22 protein-coding genes are annotated in these 18,528 nt (G+C 64.3%); 14 read left to right on the top strand and 8 right to left on the bottom strand.

The features are described 5' to 3' along the window. Position 1 precedes the first annotated feature (1 nt). The 3 genes from ACRCSW_RS08270 to ACRCSW_RS08260 all read right to left on the bottom strand — a co-directional run bounded on the left by ACRCSW_RS08270 (position 2) and on the right by ACRCSW_RS08260 (position 2,453). Positions 2 to 949, bottom strand: a complete 948-nt coding sequence (locus ACRCSW_RS08270) for an MBL fold metallo-hydrolase (RefSeq protein ID WP_438704137.1) — start codon at positions 947 to 949, stop codon at positions 2 to 4. Between the two features lie 109 nt (positions 950 to 1,058). Then, complete coding sequence (locus ACRCSW_RS08265; RefSeq protein ID WP_438704135.1) at positions 1,059 to 1,925, bottom strand: alpha/beta hydrolase family esterase; 867 nt, start codon at positions 1,923 to 1,925, stop codon at positions 1,059 to 1,061. Positions 1,926 to 1,997: 72 nt separating this feature from the next. Next, entirely contained in the window at positions 1,998 to 2,453 is a 456-nt protein-coding gene (locus tag ACRCSW_RS08260) for a type II toxin-antitoxin system RatA family toxin (RefSeq protein ID WP_438704133.1), read from the bottom strand. 124 nt (positions 2,454 to 2,577) lie between these two features. Here ACRCSW_RS08260 and hpt point away from each other — a divergent pair, with 124 nt between their 5' ends. The 4 genes from hpt to ACRCSW_RS08240 are packed head-to-tail and all read left to right on the top strand — an operon-like array spanning position 2,578 to position 4,536. Next, positions 2,578 to 3,129, top strand: a complete 552-nt coding sequence (hpt, locus tag ACRCSW_RS08255) for a hypoxanthine phosphoribosyltransferase (RefSeq protein WP_438704131.1) — start codon at positions 2,578 to 2,580, stop codon at positions 3,127 to 3,129. Continuing rightward, on the top strand, positions 3,126 to 3,302 hold the full coding sequence (locus ACRCSW_RS08250; protein ID WP_438704129.1) for a hypothetical protein: 177 nt from the start codon (positions 3,126 to 3,128) through the stop codon (positions 3,300 to 3,302). The genes hpt and ACRCSW_RS08250 overlap by 4 nt, the downstream gene beginning before the upstream one ends. Before the next feature lie 58 nt (positions 3,303 to 3,360). Beyond that, entirely contained in the window at positions 3,361 to 4,248 is an 888-nt protein-coding gene (locus tag ACRCSW_RS08245) for a c-type cytochrome (RefSeq protein WP_438704127.1), read from the top strand. Positions 4,249 to 4,251: 3 nt separating this feature from the next. Next, complete coding sequence (locus ACRCSW_RS08240; RefSeq protein ID WP_438704125.1) at positions 4,252 to 4,536, top strand: N-(5'-phosphoribosyl)anthranilate isomerase; 285 nt, start codon at positions 4,252 to 4,254, stop codon at positions 4,534 to 4,536. A 53-nt stretch (positions 4,537 to 4,589) separates the two neighbouring features. Here ACRCSW_RS08240 and lipA read toward each other — a convergent pair whose 3' ends face one another. Beyond that, a complete protein-coding gene (gene lipA, locus ACRCSW_RS08235; RefSeq protein ID WP_438704124.1) occupies positions 4,590 to 5,534 on the bottom strand; it encodes a lipoyl synthase in 945 nt (314 codons plus the stop codon). Between the two features lie 126 nt (positions 5,535 to 5,660). Here lipA and ACRCSW_RS08230 point away from each other — a divergent pair, with 126 nt between their 5' ends. Next, positions 5,661 to 5,894 (top strand): hypothetical protein, encoded by a 234-nt coding sequence (locus tag ACRCSW_RS08230; protein ID WP_438704122.1) that lies wholly within the window; start codon positions 5,661 to 5,663, stop codon positions 5,892 to 5,894. A 158-nt stretch (positions 5,895 to 6,052) separates the two neighbouring features. Next, positions 6,053 to 6,628 (top strand): hypothetical protein, encoded by a 576-nt coding sequence (locus ACRCSW_RS08225; protein ID WP_438704121.1) that lies wholly within the window; start codon positions 6,053 to 6,055, stop codon positions 6,626 to 6,628. Between the two features lie 4 nt (positions 6,629 to 6,632). Here ACRCSW_RS08225 and ACRCSW_RS08220 read toward each other — a convergent pair whose 3' ends face one another. Further along, entirely contained in the window at positions 6,633 to 7,760 is a 1,128-nt protein-coding gene (locus ACRCSW_RS08220; RefSeq protein WP_438704119.1) for a DUF6456 domain-containing protein, read from the bottom strand. A gap of 224 nt (positions 7,761 to 7,984) precedes the next feature. Here ACRCSW_RS08220 and ACRCSW_RS08215 point away from each other — a divergent pair, with 224 nt between their 5' ends. Continuing rightward, positions 7,985 to 8,260 carry a DUF6477 family protein gene (locus ACRCSW_RS08215; RefSeq protein WP_438704117.1) on the top strand — a complete coding sequence of 92 codons (276 nt, stop codon included), beginning with the start codon at positions 7,985 to 7,987 and terminating at the stop codon, positions 8,258 to 8,260. 67 nt (positions 8,261 to 8,327) lie between these two features. Here the strand turns inward: ACRCSW_RS08215 and ACRCSW_RS08210 are convergent, their stop codons facing one another. Then, positions 8,328 to 9,869, bottom strand: a complete 1,542-nt coding sequence (locus ACRCSW_RS08210) for a trimethylamine methyltransferase family protein (RefSeq protein ID WP_438704115.1) — start codon at positions 9,867 to 9,869, stop codon at positions 8,328 to 8,330. Positions 9,870 to 10,075: 206 nt separating this feature from the next. Between ACRCSW_RS08210 and guaA the strand changes: the two genes are divergently transcribed. Both guaA and ACRCSW_RS08200 read left to right on the top strand, forming a co-directional pair. Further along, on the top strand, positions 10,076 to 11,650 hold the full coding sequence (gene guaA, locus ACRCSW_RS08205; protein ID WP_438704114.1) for a glutamine-hydrolyzing GMP synthase: 1,575 nt from the start codon (positions 10,076 to 10,078) through the stop codon (positions 11,648 to 11,650). Beyond that, complete coding sequence (locus ACRCSW_RS08200) at positions 11,647 to 11,919, top strand: putative quinol monooxygenase (protein WP_438704112.1); 273 nt, start codon at positions 11,647 to 11,649, stop codon at positions 11,917 to 11,919. Before guaA ends, ACRCSW_RS08200 begins: the two co-directional genes overlap by 4 nt. Before the next feature lie 15 nt (positions 11,920 to 11,934). On the opposite strand, the gene ACRCSW_RS08195 is transcribed toward ACRCSW_RS08200, so the two are convergent. Beyond that, a complete protein-coding gene (locus tag ACRCSW_RS08195) occupies positions 11,935 to 12,528 on the bottom strand; it encodes a nitroreductase family protein (protein WP_438704111.1) in 594 nt (197 codons plus the stop codon). 143 nt (positions 12,529 to 12,671) lie between these two features. Then, entirely contained in the window at positions 12,672 to 13,832 is a 1,161-nt protein-coding gene (locus tag ACRCSW_RS08190) for a low temperature requirement protein A (protein ID WP_438704109.1), read from the bottom strand. 126 nt (positions 13,833 to 13,958) lie between these two features. Here ACRCSW_RS08190 and ACRCSW_RS08185 point away from each other — a divergent pair, with 126 nt between their 5' ends. From ACRCSW_RS08185 to ACRCSW_RS08165, 5 genes are all read left to right on the top strand, one after another. Further along, entirely contained in the window at positions 13,959 to 14,954 is a 996-nt protein-coding gene (locus ACRCSW_RS08185; protein WP_438704107.1) for an alcohol dehydrogenase catalytic domain-containing protein, read from the top strand. Between the two features lie 43 nt (positions 14,955 to 14,997). Then, a complete protein-coding gene (locus ACRCSW_RS08180) occupies positions 14,998 to 15,885 on the top strand; it encodes a DMT family transporter (protein ID WP_438704105.1) in 888 nt (295 codons plus the stop codon). Between the two features lie 96 nt (positions 15,886 to 15,981). Next, positions 15,982 to 17,049 (top strand): hypothetical protein, encoded by a 1,068-nt coding sequence (locus ACRCSW_RS08175; protein ID WP_438704103.1) that lies wholly within the window; start codon positions 15,982 to 15,984, stop codon positions 17,047 to 17,049. A gap of 103 nt (positions 17,050 to 17,152) precedes the next feature. Further along, positions 17,153 to 18,010 (top strand): ATPase, encoded by an 858-nt coding sequence (locus ACRCSW_RS08170; RefSeq protein ID WP_438704101.1) that lies wholly within the window; start codon positions 17,153 to 17,155, stop codon positions 18,008 to 18,010. 73 nt (positions 18,011 to 18,083) lie between these two features. Next, positions 18,084 to 18,528: homoserine O-acetyltransferase/O-succinyltransferase family protein (locus ACRCSW_RS08165; RefSeq protein WP_438704100.1), on the top strand; the 445-nt coding region annotated here is incomplete at its 3' end.

Raw genomic sequence — 18,528 nt, 5'->3', positions numbered from 1 at the left:
ATCAGCTGGCGACGTAGACGAAGGCCCCGTCCTTGGCTTCAGCACGGCCAAGGCCGGGGAAGGCCCAGTGGTAGCCCAGCATCTGCTTCTTGCCCGCCGCGGCCATATCCAGAAGTGCGCGACGGCTCTTGCCCGCCATCTCGCCATCGGCGTCAAAGCCGAACTTCCATTCGGGATGGGCGAAGAACACTGCCGGGACAGTGATCGCATCGCCGGTCAGGATCAGCCCGTCCCCGCCCGCCAGTTCGAACGACACATGCCCCGGCGTATGGCCCGCCGTGTCGATCGCGGCAATGCCGGGAACCACTTCGCTGCCCGGTTTGAAGGTCACGATCTTGTCCTTCATCGCGGTCAGCTGCTTTTGCGTGTTGTTGATCATGTCGGTCATGTCGGCGGGCATCTGCGTGGCAAGATCGGGGGCGGACCAGAAGTTCAGTTCCGCCTCGGCCAGGTGATAGCTCGCGTTCGGAAAGACATGGGTGCCGTCGGCAGCAATGGTTCCCCAGAGATGGTCGGGATGCGCATGGGTGAAGATCACCTTGGTGATTGCGTCTGCCGTGAGACCGGCGGCCTTCACGCTTTCGACCAGCTGGCCGCCCGCGTTCGGCCCCATCATGCCGCCAGTGCCCGTATCGAACAGGATCGCGTCGGATCCCGCGGTGACGAGGACGGGGCTTATCTCGGCGGGGGCGGCCTGAGCATCCGCGGCAAGGCCAAGCAATGCCGCCAGCTCTTCCGGTGGGGCATCCGCGCTGATGATCGACAGCGGAAGCTCCAGCGTTCCATCGCTGAGCACCATCACGTTGAACGTGCCGTGGGTGAAGCTGTGCGGTCCGGAAAGAGCCAGCGCCGATTTCGGCAGGACACCGGCGGCGACCAGCGCCGAGGCGGCCGCAAGGAACTTGCGGCGATCAAGGCGGATCGTTGTTCTCTGAGCGGGCATTGTCATCACGTGATCTCCACATTGTTTCGCACTACGATACCATGCGTGGCTCGCCAACAAAATCGCTCGCTGCCGCCAGCCTGTTCACTTCGGCGTAGTCGGAGCTTCAGAGGGGTCAGGGATGCTGCGCAAAGAACCGCAGGAGCTCGGCATTGGCGTCGATCTCTTGCGTCTGGACGTCTGCCCCGCGCAGTTTGCGCCCGCCCGGCCAATGATGCCCGCCGCCTTCGACGGTGATCAGGCGCAGGACCGTCTGACCGGCCTTCTGGTAGTCGGTCACTACGACCGAAGCGCCATCGTCCTTGCGGTTGATGGTGCGGCTCGTCTCGGACAGCCCACCGCCCCATGGGGCGAGGAAAGCCTGGACCACCGAGGCGACCGAGGCAAAGTCGACGCGGGTCAGGCTGCTGTCGCCCTGCCCGCCTTCATAGGGCACCATGGGATCGGCGGTACCATGGATGATAAGCGCGGGGACTTGCCCCCCCACCTGATAGCGCCCGGTATCCATTGTCCCCGCGACGCCTGCGACGGCGCGAACCCGCTCCGGATAGCGTGCGGCAAAGGTCTCGGACATCATCGAGCCGTTTGACATGCCGGTGAGATAGACCCGGCTGCCGTCGACACCGAAACGGTCTGCGGCGTCGTCGATCACCTCGGCAAGGAACGCCAGGTCATCGACCCTTTGCCGCTGGGCGTAGGCGCAGCAGTAACCGGCGTTCCAGGTCAGAAGCTTGTCGCCCCGCCTCCCGCTGCCCGCCGGAAACACCACGGCATAGCCCTTGCGCACGGCATCGCGGCCAAGGCCGGAGGAGGAGGCAAACTGATCGGGGTTCCCGCCCCCGCCATGCAGCGCGAGGATCAGCGGGGCGCCGTTCGGGTTCGCGGGCAGGTCGATCTCATAATAGCGGTCGCCAAGACGGACGGTTTCGGCGGCAACCGGGGCGGCAAGGCAAAATGCAAGGAAAATGAGGATCAGGCGCATGGCTCACTCACGAGTGTTGTTCCATGCTTACGTGCAAGAGCGCGAAACCCTACGCTGAGGGGCGCGACTTATTCAAAGCGGTGCCGGGCCGTAAAGTTGAGCCGCGCGGCGTTCAAAGGCGCGGACCACGCGCTGCATCGCATCGTTGAAGACCACGCCGATAATGCCCTGCAGGAGCGCGTTCCGGAATTCGAAGTCGACGTGGAAATCGACCTCGGAGCCGCCGGGGATATCGCGGAACGCCCAGTTGGATTTCATATGCCGGAAGGGGCCGTCCAGGTATTCCGTGTCGATCTTCTGCGCGTCGGGCCAGAGCGTGACCCGGCTGCCGAAGCGTTCACGGAAGACCTTGAAGCTGATCACCAGATCGGCCTCCATCACCTCGCCGCCCGGGATCGGCCGGCGCGAGCGGATGCGGGCCGCGGCGTTCCATGGCAGGAACTTCGGGTACGAGCCGACGTCGGCCACCAGATCGTACATCTGGCGGGCGGTATAGGGCAGGCGTTTGGTTTCGGAATGGGTGGGCATCGGTGTCTGGTCTTTTGCCGAGATGTGGCGTGGCTGGCGGCCAAGATCAAGCGGCCGTCATGTCGCGGCTCGCCAACAGGGGCCAAGGCTTGTAGGAAAGTGACAGATCAACCGGAAGCCACCCATGCCCGACCGTCCCTACGTCATCGACCAGCTGATCAGCGCCAAGGCCATTGCGGCCAGGGTGGAGGCTTTGGCGCGCGAGATCACCCAGCACTTCAAGGGCACCGATAAGCTGGTGGTCGTGGGCCTTCTGCGTGGGTCCTTTGTCTTTATCGCCGACCTCGTGCGCGAGATCGAGCTACCGGTCGAGGTGGATTTCCTGGAGGCCTCGTCCTATGGCGACACAATGCACTCCAGCCGCGAGGTGCGCATCCTGAAGGACCTGCGGGGCGAGATTGCGGGGCGGGATGTGCTGGTGGTCGAGGACATCGTCGATACCGGCTTCACGCTTCAGCACGTGATCCACCTTCTGCAGGCGCGGCAACCGAAGCGGCTGAAGGTGTGTGCGCTTCTCGACAAGCCCTCGCGGCGGGAAGTCGGGGTCAAGGCGGACTGGACGGGGTTCGAGATCCCGGACGAGTTTGTCGTGGGCTATGGCATCGACTTTGCGCAGCGGAACCGCAATCTGCCGTTCATCGGCAAGGTGCGTTTCATTGAGGGGGATGCGGCGTGAACTACCTGCACTGGCTCGTCCGCGCCAAACGCTGGGTGCAGAATCCGCCCTCGGAGGGCCGCGTGAAGCTCGTGTTCGGGGTGATCGCGATTTGCCTGGTCATCGTGGGTATCGAGTATTTCTTCGGCTGGCCGGACTGGCTGACAGTTGACCGCCGAGGCGCCAATCCCTGATTGGACCCTTGGACGGCGTCATGTAGGCTTCCGGTCGAAATCAGATGCGGGGGAAGCGATGCGGGTTCTGCGCTGGCTTTTGGTACTTGGCGTGATTGCGGCCGGGGTGCTTTGGTTCCTGGCCCGGCCGAACCCTTTGTCCGAGGCTGAGGTTGCGAACCTGACGGGCGATGTGGCCAAGGGCGAGCTGGTGTTCTGGGCGACGGGCTGCGCGTCCTGTCACATGGCATCCGGGGCGAAAGACGAGGCGCAGCTGGTCCTGTCGGGCGGGCAGCGCTTTCCGTCGGACTTCGGCACGTTCGTGGCACCGAACATCAGCCAGGACCCCGAGTACGGGATCGGCAACTGGTCTCTGCTGGATTTCGCGAGTGCCGTGACGCGGGGGGTAAGCCCGGAGGGCGAGCACTATTACCCTGCCCTGCCCTATGCATCCTACGCGAAGATGGAGCTGCAGGATGTCGCGGACCTTTACGCCTTCATGAAGACGCTGCCTGCCGATCCGACGCCAAGCGCCGCGCATGAGCTCGGCTTTCCCTTCTCGCGCCGCGAGGCGGTGGGGGTCTGGAAGCTTCTGTTCCTGTCGGATGACTGGGCGATTGCGGGGAACATGACACCCACGGCCGCCCGTGGCCGCTATATCGCCGAAGCGCTGGCCCATTGCGGCGAATGTCACACTCCGCGGAATTTCCTTGGGGGAATGGACACCGCCCGCTGGCTGGGCGGTGCGCCGAACCCGTCGGGCGAGGGGCGGATCCCGAACATCACGCCGGGCAAGCTTGGCTGGACGGCTCCGGATATCGTCCAGTACCTGACAACGGGCTTCACGCCCGATTTCGATGTCGTCGGCGGGCATATGGTGCATGTGGTGGCAAACATGGCCCGGCTGCCCGAGAGCGACCGGCAGGCAGTGGCAGAGTATCTGCTGGCGGTGCCGAACGTGGAATGATCGGTGGGCGTTCATCGCCTCTTAACCGATAGCTTGGAAGATGCGGGAATGACCCAGCATCAGACCTTTCCACCTTTGAATCATGATCCTGACGCATGGATCAGGCTGATCTTTTCGGCCCAGGCCGCAAAGGGCGGCGTCGTCCGGCGTTCGATTTCGTGGATCGACCGCGAGGTTGGCCGCGACCGCTTCTTTGACGAAGTGCGCCGCCGGGGTTTTCATCTGCTTGCAACCTCGAACCAGTTCATCGTGGTATGCAACCGCGATCCGGTTCAAATGCTGTTCTGAAGCTGCGGATTTTCGTCGAAAATCCGAAGTCCGAGTTTTCGACGAAAACTCGATTAACCCCGCCCCGCCTGGCGCGCGGCGCGCATCCTCGCGAAATCGTCACCCGCATGGTAGGACGACCTCGTAAGCGGCGTGGCCGAGACCATCAGGAACCCCTTGCCCCAGGCCGCCGTCTCATAGGCCTTGAACTCTTCGGGTGTCACAAACCGGTCGACCCGGTGGTGTTTGGGCGTCGGTTGCAGATACTGGCCGACCGTCAGGAAGTCGACATCGGCGGAACGCAGGTCGTCCATCACCTGAAGGACAGCTTGCCGTTCTTCACCAAGGCCGACCATGATGCCGGACTTGGTAAACATGGTCGGATCCAGCTCTTTCACCCGCTGCAACAGCCGCAGCGAATGGAAGTAGCGTGCGCCGGGGCGGACCTCGTGGTAGAGGCCGGGAACGGTTTCGAGGTTGTGGTTGAAGACATCGGGGCGCGCTTCGACGACCTTTGCCAGCGCCTCAGGCCCGCACTTCAGGAAGTCCGGCGTCAGAACCTCGATCGTCGTCTCCGGGCGGCGATGCCGGATAGCGCGGATGGTCTGGGCGAAGTGTTCCGCCCCGCCGTCATCCAGATCATCCCGGTCGACGCTCGTTACCACCACATGGCTCAACCCTAGCTCGGCCACGGCGTGGGCCACCCGGCCCGGCTCGAACGCATCAAGCGTCTGGGGCTTGCCCGTCGCCACATTGCAGAACGTGCAGCCGCGGGTGCAGATCTCGCCCATGATCATCATGGTCGCGTGGCCCTGGGACCAGCATTCGCCCACGTTGGGGCAGCCCGCCTCTTCGCAGACCGTGACCAGCTTCTTCTCGCGCAGGATGTCGCGGGTCTTCCTGTAGCCTTCCGAGGTGGGCGCCTTCACGCGGATCCAGTCCGGCTTCTTCGGCTGGGCATTGTCCGGGCGATGCGCCTTTTCGGGATGGCGTTCGTCGGGAAGTTTGAGGTCTCGCACGAAAAATTCCCCCTGACGCTTGGCTGCCCCTGAGATAAGCCCCTTTCGCGCTCAAGGCAACGCAGTGACCCCGGTTACGGACGCCGCAGCACCTTGCGCCATTTGCAACCCCGAACGGATGTGTCCATGGCCAACCTCAGAGTGACCGAGATGATCGGCCCGGAATTTCTTCTGATTGGCGCTTCCGGCGCGATCCTTCTGGTCGGCAGCGGGACGGGCCTGACGACCGTGGCGCTGGCCGTTGGCCTTGGATTGCTCGCGACCGTCGGGATCGCCCTGGGATCGGCCAAACTCATCGGCATGACCCGCCAGAGGGTTGCAGATTACCGGTTGCACAGACGAGACCCGCGCGCCGCCTGATCACAGTGCTGGCGCGCTTTCCGGGGCCGGGGAAGCCCCGGACACGCAGGGGGGGTGCGGTTCCGACGCATCCCCCCTGCCGCATTTCCGGGGGCCGTTTGACACCGATCAAAGCCGCCCGCTTTCCCGACTGACATCAGAGACCTGGAAACGAGGTCATGATGTCCCCCATTGAACTGACGCTTGCCGTCCTTCTTCTGTTGCTGACACCGGGACCGACGAACTCGCTGGTCCTTCTGGCGGGGGCCGAGCGCGGCCTGATCGGCGCGATGCGGCTCATCCCGGCCGAGCTTCTGGGGTATCTTCTGACGGTCGTGCCGCTCGCATTGGTCGGCGGATCGGTTCTGCAAGGACACAACGGACTGCGCGCAGGGGTAACGGTGGCGGCGGCAGTCTGGGTGGCGGTGCTTGCCGTCCGGCTGTGGCGGGTGCCGGTCGTGGAAACGGGGCACACTTCGGTCGGCGCGCGGTCCTTGTTCGTGACGACGGCGCTTAACCCCAAGGCGCTGATCTTCGGTCTGGTGCTGTTGCCCTCTCCCGATCGGCTTCCTGCAAACCTGGTGCTTTTTGCCGGGCTTGTCGTGCTGGTTGCAGCGCTTTGGGCGGGCCTCGGCGCGGTGCTGCGCGGGGGAGGTGTGCGCCAGCCGCAGGCGTTGTTCGTGCTGCGGCGGCTGGCTGCGGTCTGGCTTGGCGCGATTTCCATCGTGCTGGCGGTTCGGAGCGTCGGGGCCTGACCCGCTAGCCGATCAGCAGCCCGGATTTGCCGTAGGTCTCTTCATAGTGACGACGCAGCCGCATGAGCGCGATCCTGAGCACGATCTTGCCCGACCGGGCGGCCCAGCCCATCCGCTTTTCGGCAACCTCGAGACCTTCGAGGAAACAGCAGCAGCGCAGCGCCATGTCGCCGAGCCCCGGGCCAAGATCGCGGAGCGCCGCGGCCACCCGCGAGCGCGCCGAGGACGGCCCCTCGCCCGGACCGCTGTCCGGCTGGAAGCCCCCGCGATCGCCCCCGGTGAGGAACCGATCCCAGTTCTGCGCCACACGGGGTCCCATCTGGGCCAGCTCGAAATCCTCGCGCAGCCGCTCTGCCGCCGCGACCAGTTCGGGTTCCAGGAACGGCTTGCCGTCGCGGTCCCGCCTGCGGCCAAGGAGCGCCACCGGGCTTTCCGCGAGGTTGTAGCGCATCCGGCGCGGGCCGGCGTCATCGATCACCTCGCGCTCGCCCCAGACGCGGTGCTGGTCGCCGAAAGGCGTTGCGGCCTCGGACATGCCCTGACGGCGGCGGTCTTCCTCGTCGACCATCCGCTTCAGCGCGGCGCGGCCCGCCGAGGTGATCTCATAGGTCGACACGCGGCCGGGCTTGCGGCAGGTGACCCAGTCCTTCAGCGCGAAGGCATGGGCAACCGAACGCTCCAGCACCGCAGTGCGGAGGCTTTTCCCGCCCGGCAGTTCACGGATGACCACCGCCTTGTCGAGATCGGGCGCAATCGCCATCACCGCGCTCGGCTCGGCCAGGCGACGCAGGACGCGCATGCCTTCGCGCTCCAGCGCCTGTTCGTCGCAGATATCGGGCTGATTGCCCTGGGCATTAAGGCGCGGGTGGACAGACATAGGCTCGGCATCCTTTCGGGCTGGATCATCGGAGGGGCGAAGATGGAGACGGGATATTGCCGAAAGCGCCTCGTCCATCAGCGGATCCTCGCGGCGGTTTTCGAACCGACGGACCTGTCGCATGATTGTCGAGGCATGCAGTCCTTCGCGACGCGCAAGCTCCCTGAGCGATGTGCCTTCTTCGGTATGGTCGAGATAATGACGCACAGCAGCAGGAAGCCAGTCTGGCAGGCTGGCAGCAGTCAGTTCAGGCAATTCAGTCGTCCCGTCTTTGTCCACACCCGGGCTGTAATGAGTCCAGCGTTGGATCATCGCAACCTTGGGTGGAATTGGTTACCTGTTGATTAAGCTTTCGGTCGACCCCAACAATTCGACAGAAATCTTAAACTATTCGGTAACCTCCGCGCGCCTTAACAGAGAAAGACGCAACGCAGGGTTGTATGCCGTCAGGATGCCCCGTCCAGCTACGGAGTACCCTTATGACTGACTGTCGCACCCTCCTCGCCACCCTGCGCCGCCCCCGGCTTCTGATGCGCGCCGCGCGCTACGGCCTTGGCGAATACCGCCGCGAGCGCGACCTGCGCCGCTTTGTACAGGCCGCGGCCTCGCCCGAGGATAATGTGTTCTCGCTCATATCCGTGGAAGCGAAGCTTGAGGCGACGCGGATTGCAGGGGATGCCGCCTACTCGGTCGCCCGTCACATCGAGGTGTTGATCGCGCTTTTGGCAGAAGCAAGGCTTCTGCGGCAGGCGTAGTGCCTGACTTTGGATCAAGAAAGGGGCGGCTGTCCGCCCCTCGTTCGCGCCGGATGCCGGGCGTCCTTCAGATGAAAGCGTCCGGCATCTCGGCCTTGCGGCGGGCCACAAAGGCCTCCAGACCCTCGCGGATGCCGGGATCGAGGTCGGGGGCCTGGTAGTCCGCAAGCTGCTTCCTGACCCGCTCGGCGGCCAAGGCCTGGGTGTCGCGGGCGCCTTCCTCGGCCCAGGTCTCGAACGGCTTGTAGTCCAGAAGATCCGACCGCCAGAAGGCCGACTTGAAATTCGCCTGCGTATGCGCGCAGCCAAGGTAGTGGCCGCCCGGCCCCACCTCGCGGATCGCGTCCATCGCCTGGCCGTTCTGGTCCATTATGACGCCCTGCGCCAGATGGTGGAGCGTGCCGAGCTGATCGGCGTCCATCACGAATTTCTCGTAGGAGCTGACCAGGCCACCTTCCAGCCATCCGCAGGCATGGAGCATGAAGTTCACGCCCGCAAGGAGCGCCATGTTAAGGCTGTTCGCCGTCTCATACGCCGCCTGCGCATCGGGGAGTTTCGAGCCGCAGAACGACCCGCCCGAGCGGTAGGGCAGGTTCATCCGGCGGGCAAGCTGGCCCGCGCCATAGGTGATATGGGCGGCTTCCGGCGTCCCAAAGGTCGGCGCGCCGGAGTTCATGTCGATGCTCGTGACGAAAGCCCCGAAGATCACCGGCGCACCTGCCCGCACCAGCTGGGAATAGGCGACGCCCGCCAGAACCTCGGCCAGGACCTGCGTCAGCGTGCCGGCGACCGTGACTGGCGCCATCGCCCCGCCAACGATGAAGGGCGAGATGATCGCGGCCTGGTTGGCCCTGGCGTAAACCTCCAGCGCGCCCATCATGATGCCGTCGAAGGTCAGGGGCGAGTTGATGTTGATGAGCGAGGTCATCACGGTGTTCCGGTCGACGAAATCGTCGCCGAAGAGGATTTTCGACATTGCGACCGAATCTGCCGCCCGGCTGGGTTCGGTGACCGAGCCCATGTAGGGCTTGTCGGACAGCGTCATGTGGGCCATCAGCATGTCGAGGTGGCGCTTGTTCACCGGCACGTCGGTCGGCTCGCAAACCGTGCCGCCGGAATGGTGCAGCCATTTCGACATGTAGCCGAGCTTCACGAAGTTCTGGAAGTCGTGCAGCGTCGCGTAGCGACGGCCACCGTCGATGTCGCGGACGAAGGGCGGGCCATAGACCGGCGCCAGCACCAGATTGCGACCACCCACGTCGACATTCCGCTCGGGGTTCCGCGCGTGCTGGGTGAAGCTTGAAGGGGCCGTGGCGCAAAGCTTGCGGGCCAGGCCGCGGGGGATATGCACCCGCTCACCCTTCACGTCGGCCCCTGCGGCGCGCCATAGGTCAAGCGCGGCGGGGTTTTCGACGAAGTTGACGCCGATCTCTTCCAGCACCGTCTCGGCGTTCCATTCGATGATCTGAAGCGCTTCGTCGTTCAGGATCTCGAAGTTCGGGATGTTGCGCTGGATGAACCGGGCGGATTCGAAACTGACTGCGGTCCGCTCTGCCCGGCGGCTTGCCCCGCCCCCGCTGCGCGCCCGGCGCCCTGCAACATCGTTCATATCGTCCTCCGAAAGCTTTGCCGCCCTTATGCCGTGATGCCCCGCTGGCTTTCCCCCCGAATGCGCCTCTTGAACTCCAAAACCGACATTATCGCGGGCCGGGGCCGACAAACCCGCGTTGGGCCGGGCGGAAAATTTTTCGGCGAAAAATTTTGGGGCCTGGGTGCTGCCCTTGCGATTTTGCCATCCACCGGCTACGCGAAGCCATGACCCAGGTACACGACCGTCTTCTGATCATCGACTTCGGCAGCCAAGTGACGCAGCTCATCGCTCGGCGTCTGCGCGAGTTGAACGTCTACTGCGAAATCCACCCCTACAATCGCGTGGACGAGGCCTTCCTCAACGCCTTTGCGCCGAAGGCCGTGATCTTCTCGGGCGGCCCGGCCTCGGTCTACTGGGAGAACGCGCCAATGCCGCCGAAGGGCGTGTTCGATCTTGGCGTCCCGATCCTGGGCATCTGCTACGGCCAGCAGGTGATGATGCACTGCCTTGGCGGCCACGTCGAAGGCGGGCACGGCACGGCGGAGTTTGGCAAGGCCTTCGTCACGCCAACCCCGCTGACCCATCCCTTCCTTGCCGGCTGGTTCCCGCCCGAGGCCGGGCCCCAGGCGCAGGAACAGGTCTGGATGAGCCACGGCGACCATGTGTCGAAGCTGGCCCCAGGCTTCAAGGTCTACGGCACCTCGCCGAACGCGCCCTTCGCGATCACCGCCGATCCGACCCGCCATTTCTACGCGGTCCAGTTCCACCCCGAAGTGCACCATACCCCCAAGGGCGCGAAGCTTTACGAGAATTTCGTCAAGCTTGCGGGCTTCAAAGGCGACTGGACGATGGGCGCCTACCGCGAAGAGGCGATCCGCAAGATCCGTGATCAGGTGGGCGATGCCAAGGTGATCTGCGGGCTCTCCGGCGGGGTGGACAGCTCTGTCGCCGCGGTCCTGATCCACGAGGCGATCGGCGACCAGCTTACTTGCGTCTTCGTCGACCACGGGCTTCTGCGCCTCGGCGAAGCCGACCAGGTCGTGACCATGTTCCGCGACCACTACAACATGCCGCTGATCCATGCCGACGAAAGCGACCTTTTCCTGGGCGCGCTGGAAGGGGTCTCGGACCCCGAGGTCAAGCGCAAGACCATCGGCAAGCTTTTCATCGACGTCTTCCAGAAACACGCGACCGAGGTCGGCGGGGCGAAGTTCCTGGCGCAAGGGACGCTTTACCCCGACGTGATCGAAAGCGTCAGCTTCTCGGGCGGCCCTTCAGTCACGATCAAGTCGCACCACAATGTTGGCGGGTTGCCGGAGAAGATGGGCCTGAAGCTCGTCGAACCCCTGCGCGAGCTTTTCAAGGACGAGGTCCGCGCCTTGGGCCGCGAACTGGGCCTGCCGCCAAGCTTCATCGGCCGCCACCCCTTCCCCGGCCCCGGCCTTGCCATCCGTTGCCCTGGCGAGATCACGCGCGAAAAGCTCGATATCCTCCGGAAGGCCGACGCGGTCTATATCGACCAGATCCGCAAGCACGGGCTTTACGACGAAATCTGGCAGGCCTTCGCCGCGATCCTGCCGATGCGGACGGTCGGCGTGATGGGCGACGGGCGGACTTATGACTACGCTCTGGCGCTGCGGGCGGTCACGAGCGTTGACGGAATGACCGCCGACTATTACCCCTTCACCCATGAGTTCCTTGGTGAAACCGCCACACGGATCATCAATGAAGTAAAGGGCGTGAACCGGGTCTTCTACGATTGCACCTCGAAACCGCCGGGGACGATCGAGCTGGAATGATCCGCGTCACCGGCCACCTCATCTGCGCCACAACCGAAGACGCCGAGATCGTCGCCCGGTACCTGCCTGACCACATCAGCCTTTCCCGTGCCGAACCTGGCTGCATCACCTTCGACGTCACCCGCTCGGCCGACCCGCTGGTGTGGCGCCTGGACGAAAGCTTCATCGACCGGCAGGCCTTCGAGGACCACCAGACCCGTACAAGAGCGAGCGACTGGTACAAAGCAACCGCGCATCTGAAGCGCGACTTTCAGGTCAACGGGGCATAGGCTCCTTAGCCGTTCTCAGAAACGTCCATGAAAAGACGTCTCGGCCAAGGGTTGCCGCCGGTTCGGCACTTCGCGCGGCCGCAGGGTTTCCGGCAGGGCCTCGGCCGCACCCTGATGCCCGACCGCCACCACCGCCTGCAAGGTGTGGCCGCCGGGCAATGCGACGACACGCGCCAGATCATCGACCCCGAACCCGCCCATTGCATGCGTCACAAGGCCCATCGCTTGCGCCTGCAGCGCCAGGGACATCCAGGCAGCACCAGTGTCGAAACCAGCCGTGCGGTTCACCTGTTCCGCTCCATCACGGCCAGGAATGCGGTCCTTCGAGGCAACCGCGATCAGTGCCGCGGCCCGTCCGGCCCAAAGCGGGTTGTTGCCGGTCAGGCAGCCGAGGATCGCCGCGAATTCAGGCTCGCCCCGCAGTGCCCAGACAAAACGCCACGGCTGGAGGTTCGAGGCCGAGGGTGCCCAGCGGGCCGCCTCCAGAAGCGACATCACGTCAGCTTTGGTCAGTGTCTGGTCGGTGAAGGACCTCGGCGACCAGCGGGCCGGGAACTGCGGTGCAACCGGATGGTCGGGCTGGCGTCCGTCTGGCTGGTCAAGGCTCATCGTTTTCTCTCGTTTTCCAGTTGCTTGTGCAGCGAGATAGGCCGTGCGCGATCTTCCGGCAACAGCCGTCCTGGAAGAGCCGATGTTTGCGACCGCACAGGTCGTCGTCTCGGCTTAGGAACGCACAGGGCCGGTCAGGCAATTCAGGCGGTTGCCTCGTTGGCCGCGGAAAGCGAACGGTGCTCCCAGACCGCAACCAGGATCAGGATCAGCGCCGCCAAAAGGTTCTGGACCAAAAGCGTCATCCATGGCCCCGCCAGGAAGACGACGGCGCAGAGCCCAAGGCCGACGAGATGCGACAGCGGGAACCACCTGGAAGAAGCCCGCTTGAAAAGCCCGTTGCCGAAAAGGAAAAGCGCCAGCCCGCCGATCACCGAGGCACCTTCGGCAAACGTCGCCAGATGCTCGGGATGGGCAATCGCCCGCTCGGCACCGACTGCGGAGAGCACCACCCCCGCCACGATGGGGATGTGGTAGTAGGTGTAGCTGCGCCGCGCGATTGCGCCGGTATCCTCGGCATGTTCGATCTGATGCGCGCCGCGGCGGTGGCCAATGTGGAAGTAGACCCACCACATGCCGCCCGTCCCCAGGACCGACGCGAGGAAGGCCAATAGGCCAGCGACGTCCCAGTCCATCCCGGCAAAGGTTGCGCCCGAGATCAGGAGCGTCTCGCCCAGGCAGATGATCACGAAGAGCCCGCAGCGTTCGGCCATATGCGCCCCCGAGACGCGCCAGCTGGTGGTCTGATCACGGCCAAGACCAGGCACACGATAGCTCGCGGCCGGTCCCAGGAACTCGATCCCAAGCGCCAGCACCCAAAGCGAAAGGCGCAAAGCATGGTCTTCGACCAGCGCACCCCAGATCCAGAACACGGCGGCGACGGCAAAGTAGGTGGCGATCCGGTAATAGGTCTGACGCCGTCGCAGATCGGACCAGACGACCCAGAGCATGTAAATCGTGCGGCCAATCTGCATGGCCACATAGGCACCGGCGAAGACCAGGCCACGATCCCCAAGAGCCGTGGGTATTGCCATCGACAGGAACAGCCCGGCGGTCATCATCGCGAAGAGAAGCATCCGCACAGGCGTCGTCTCGGGGTCCAGCCAGTTCAGGACCCAGGTCGTGTAGATCCAGACCCACCAGACCGCGAGGAAGAGCAGCGCCGTCTCGGCCGCCCCAGCCAAAGTGTAGTGATAAAGCAGGTGATGGCTGACCTGGGTGATGGCAAAGACAAACACCAAGTCGAAGAACAGCTCGGCATATCCAACGCGGCTGTTGTCGACCCGAAGCACCTGCCTGGCCATGAACCATCCCCACCTGTCCCGACCACGCCATGCTAGTGCCGTGACGAGCCCGCCGCAATCCTGGCCGCCATTGCCGCATCGAGGCCCCTGTGGCAGGCTGCCTGCGCACCACGGGGAGGGGGCGGAATGCGCGCGGTCAGGCTTCTTGCGGTGGGCGATATCCGCGCGGTTGAGGTGGATGCCCCCCTGCCCGGCCCGGGCGAAGTGCTGGTGCGGGTGCTGGCGGCGGGTATCTGCGGGACCGACCGGCATCTATACAAGGGCGAGTTTCCCTGCGCCCCGCCCGTCACCCTCAGCCATGAATTCGCCGGCGTCGTCATCGCGCGTGGTGAAGGCGTCAGCCTGGCCGTCGGAACCCGCATCGCGTGCGACCCGAACATCGCCTGCGGCCAGTGCGACCAGTGCCTTAGGGGCCGCGTCAACCTTTGCGCCCGCAACATCGCCATCGGCATCCACCGCGACGGCGGCTTTGCCGAATGCGTGACGATACCGGCCCACCGCGCCGTCGAGACCGGTGGCCTCCACCCCCATCACGCGGCCTTCGCCGAACCCCTTGCGTGCACCCTCCATGGGGTCGACCTTGGCCAGCCCATCCCCGGTGAGCGGGTGCTGGTGATCGGCGGTGGGGTGATCGGCCTTCTGGCAGTGCAGCTGGCACGCAATGCCGGGGCCGAGGTCACCCTCTTGACCCGCCACCCCGCGAAACGCGAGCTTGCCCTGAGCCTTGGCGCGATGCAGGCGGTCGCGACCGAAGCCGAAGCCCGCGACGTCCTCCCCAACGGCGCCGATCTTGTCCTGGAGTGCGCGGGCGTCGCTGACACGGTGGAAATGGCGCCCCGCCTGACCCGCACCGGTGGGCGCATCGTAGTGCTGGGCGTTCTGCCCAAAGGGCAGAAAGTGCAGATCGAACCCTTCGACCTGCTCTTCCGAGAAATCCATCTGCTTCACAGCTTCATCAACCCCTTCACCCAATCCCGCGCCACCCGGATGCTCAGCCTGAAACAGATCGAGGTCGCGCCCCTGATCTCACGCGTGATCCCGCTGGCCGAGGCCGCCCGCGCCATCGCCGAACCGGCAGCACCGGGCGAGGTGAAGGTGCTTGTCGACCCGGGGCTGGCCTGATCTTGGGCTGGACATTGCCGCACAATCCGCAGAGCAGTCTGCCATGACCCACCGCCCGCTTCTTGCCGCCGCCTGGATGACCGGGGCCATCGCCGCCTTCACCGCGATGGCCATCGCCACGCGGCAGATCAAGGGCGTGCATGACACGTTCGAGATCCTTGCCTACCGGTCCGTGATCGGCTGGGTCATTGTCGTGACACTTGCCGCAGCGCTTGGCCAGATCGGGCGCGTGAGGGCTGACAGGCTTGGCAGCCACCTTTTGCGCAACATCTTTCACTTCTCCGGCCAGTCGCTCTGGTTCTATGCGATCACGGTCATCCCCCTTGCACAGGTCTTCGCGCTGGAATTCACCTCGCCGATCTGGGTGATACTGCTTGCACCGCTCGTCCTCGGCGAAAGCCTGACCCGCCGGAAGCTTTTCGCGGCAGCGCTTGGCTTTACCGGCACGCTGATCGTCGCCCAGCCCGACTTCGGCCATGTCGAGCCTGGCGTCCTTGCCGCCGCTGGCGCCGCCTTCTTCTTTGCCGCGACCACCCTGATGACCAAGGCCCTGACACGGGGCGAGGCGATTGTCTCGATCCTCTTCTGGCTGACGCTGATGCAGGCGGGCTTCGGCACCGTTGCGATGCTCGCGGATGGCCAGGTCACGCTGCCAACGCTCCCCACCCTGCCCTGGCTGGGCCTGATCGGGGTCGCAGGCATCACCGCGCATCTCTGCCTGACCACCGCGCTTAGCCTTGCGCCCGCGAGCGTCGTGGTCCCGGTGGACTTCGCCCGCCTGCCGATCATCGCGGCGGTCGGGGCAGTCTTCTACGCCGAAAAGGTCGAGCCGACGCTCTTCCTTGGGGCCGCGCTGATCTTCGTTGGCATCTGGATCACGCTCCGCAGTGGAACATCTGCGCCACAGGGTACGGCAGTCACAAAACCGTGACGTGGCGTCATTGATTGACCCGCTGTTTGACTGGGCCTAGCCTTCGTTCTCAGGGGGAACTTCCGTGCAGGGAGTTCGTGTTGAGGGATGAGCACAATGAAAACAATTCTGACGACGGCAGCAGCTTTGGCTACGGCAGCTACAGCCGCACATGCGGGGGGAGTCGAGCGGTCGTCGCAATCGGTTGCGATCCTGTTCGAAGAGGGACGGTACGCCGAACTCAGCTTCGGACACTTCGATCCGACCGTCAGCGGCAGCGTAGGCCCGGGCGGGGTCGCCACTTCAGGAGACATGTCGTCAAGCTACAACTCGTGGAGTCTTGGCTACAAAATGGACATCGGCGAGAAGATGGACTTCGCGCTTGTCCTCGATCAGCCGATCGGCGCGAATGTCGCCTACCCGACCGGCGGCCTTTATCCGCTGCAGGGCTCGACCGCCAAGCTGAGCTCCAGTGCGATCACAGCACTTCTGCGCTATAAGTTCGAGAACAACGTCTCGGTCTACGGCGGCCTGCGCTACCAGACCGTTCACGGCGAAGTGTCGCTTCCGACGGTGGGCGCCTACAGCCTTGACACCAACTACGACTCCGAACTTGGGTATGTCGTTGGTATCGCATGGGAAAAGCCGGAAATCGCGGCCCGCGTCGCGCTGACCTACAATTCGGCCATCACACACACGCTTGATGCGACAGAAGGCGGGCCGTTCGGAGGACAAAGCACGTTCGAGACCGAAGTGCCCCAGTCGGTGAACCTTGAGTTCCAGACCGGTATCGCCAAGGACACGCTGCTCTTCGGCTCGATCCGCTGGCAGGAATGGAGCGAATTCGTCATCGACCCGGTGGGCTACTTCCCGACCACGCCGCTGGTGAGCTATGCCAGCGACCGGATCACCTACAACCTCGGCGTCGGACGACGGTTCAACGAAAACTGGTCGGGCGCCGTGACTGTTGGCTATGAAAAGTCTGATGGCGAGATCACTGGCAACCTTGGCCCGACCGATGGTTTCACCAGCGTCGGGCTGGCTGCGACCTACACGATGGACAACATGAAGATCACCGGCGGCATCCGCTACGTCGATATCGGCGATGCCACGACCACGATCGGTGCGAACTTCGAAGGCAACAGCGGCGTCGGCGTCGGCATCCGCGTCGGCTATACGTTCTGATCACTGTCTGCTCGAAACCAAACCCCGCCCCTTCATCCGGGCGGGGTTTTTCGTTGTGCAACCGGGCCCTCCCGGATAACACCGGGCGCAAAAGGGTGACGCGATGATCTACCGTTCAGGGCAGGACTATCTGGCCGCACCGCGAAAGCGCGTGATGCTCTTTGGCATGTCCGGCCTGGGAAAGACGTATCTTTCCAACATGTTGCGCGATCATGGGGACTGGTTCCACTACTCGGTCGATTACCGGATCGGCACCCGCTACATGAACGAATTCATTGCCGACAACTTCAAGCGCGAGGCGATGAAGGTCCCGCTCCTGCGTGAGCTTCTGATGACCGACAGCGTCTACATCACCTCGAACATCACCTTCGACAACCTGGCACCGCTGTCCACCTACCTTGGCAAGCCCGGAGATCCGGGCAAGGGCGGCGTGCCCTTCGCCGAATACATGAAGCGCCAGGACCAGCACCGGCAGGCCGAAATCTCGGCCACGCTCGACACCGCCCGCTTCATGGACCGCGCGCAGGAACTTTACGGCTACCCGAACTTCGTCTGCGACACCTCCGGTTCGATCTGCGAGGTGGTAGAGCCCGACGACCCCCAAGACCCGGTGATGCGGCAGCTGGCCGATACCTTGCTTCTGGTCTGGATCAAGGGCTCGGACGCCCACACGGCCGAGCTTGCCCGCCGCTTCGACCGCGCGCCGAAACCGATGTATTACCGGCCTGCCTTTCTTCACACGATGTGGGAGGAATACCGCGCAACCCATTCTGTTACCGAAGAAACTTGCGATCCCGACGATTTCGTCCGCTGGACCTATGCCCGCGCGCTGGCCCACCGCCAGCCCCGCTATGAGGCCATGTCGCACTGGGGCGTGACCGTTACTGCTGAAGAGGCCGCCGGGGTCCGCAGTGCCGGAGAGTTCGACGCCCTGATGGCCCGCGCCATAGACCGCGCCTGAGCCCCGCCCCAAGTCTTGCAACCATGGCGATAAACCCCTAGCTCTTGGCCCTTCAAGCCCCAAGGACCCGACGATGCCCATCACGCTTCCCGAAACCCTGCCCGCCTATGACGTGCTGCGGTCCGAGGGCGTCATGGTGATGTCCCCCGACCGGGCGGCGCATCAGGACATCCGGCCGCTTCGGATCGGCCTTCTGAACCTGATGCCGAAGAAGATCCAGACCGAGAACCAGTTCGCCCGGCTGATCGGTGCCACGCCCCTGCAGATCGACCTGCAGCTGATCCGGATGTCCGAGCACCAGACGAAAAACACCGCCGCCGAGCACATGGCCGCCTTCTATCGCCCGTTCCAGAAGGTGAAGAAGGAGAAGTTCGACGGCCTGATCATCACTGGCGCCCCCATCGAGCATCTGCCCTTCGAGGAAGTCACCTACTGGGATGAGCTTCTGGAGGTCATGGACTGGACCCAGACCAACGTGCAGTCGACCTTCGGGGTCTGCTGGGGCGGCATGGCGATGA

Source organism: Tabrizicola sp. (genome assembly GCF_051645465.1).
Lineage (GTDB): Bacteria > Pseudomonadota > Alphaproteobacteria > Rhodobacterales > Rhodobacteraceae > Tabrizicola.
The sequence above is the reverse complement of the archived record's forward strand: the minus strand, read 5'-3'. Positions and strand labels throughout refer to the sequence as shown.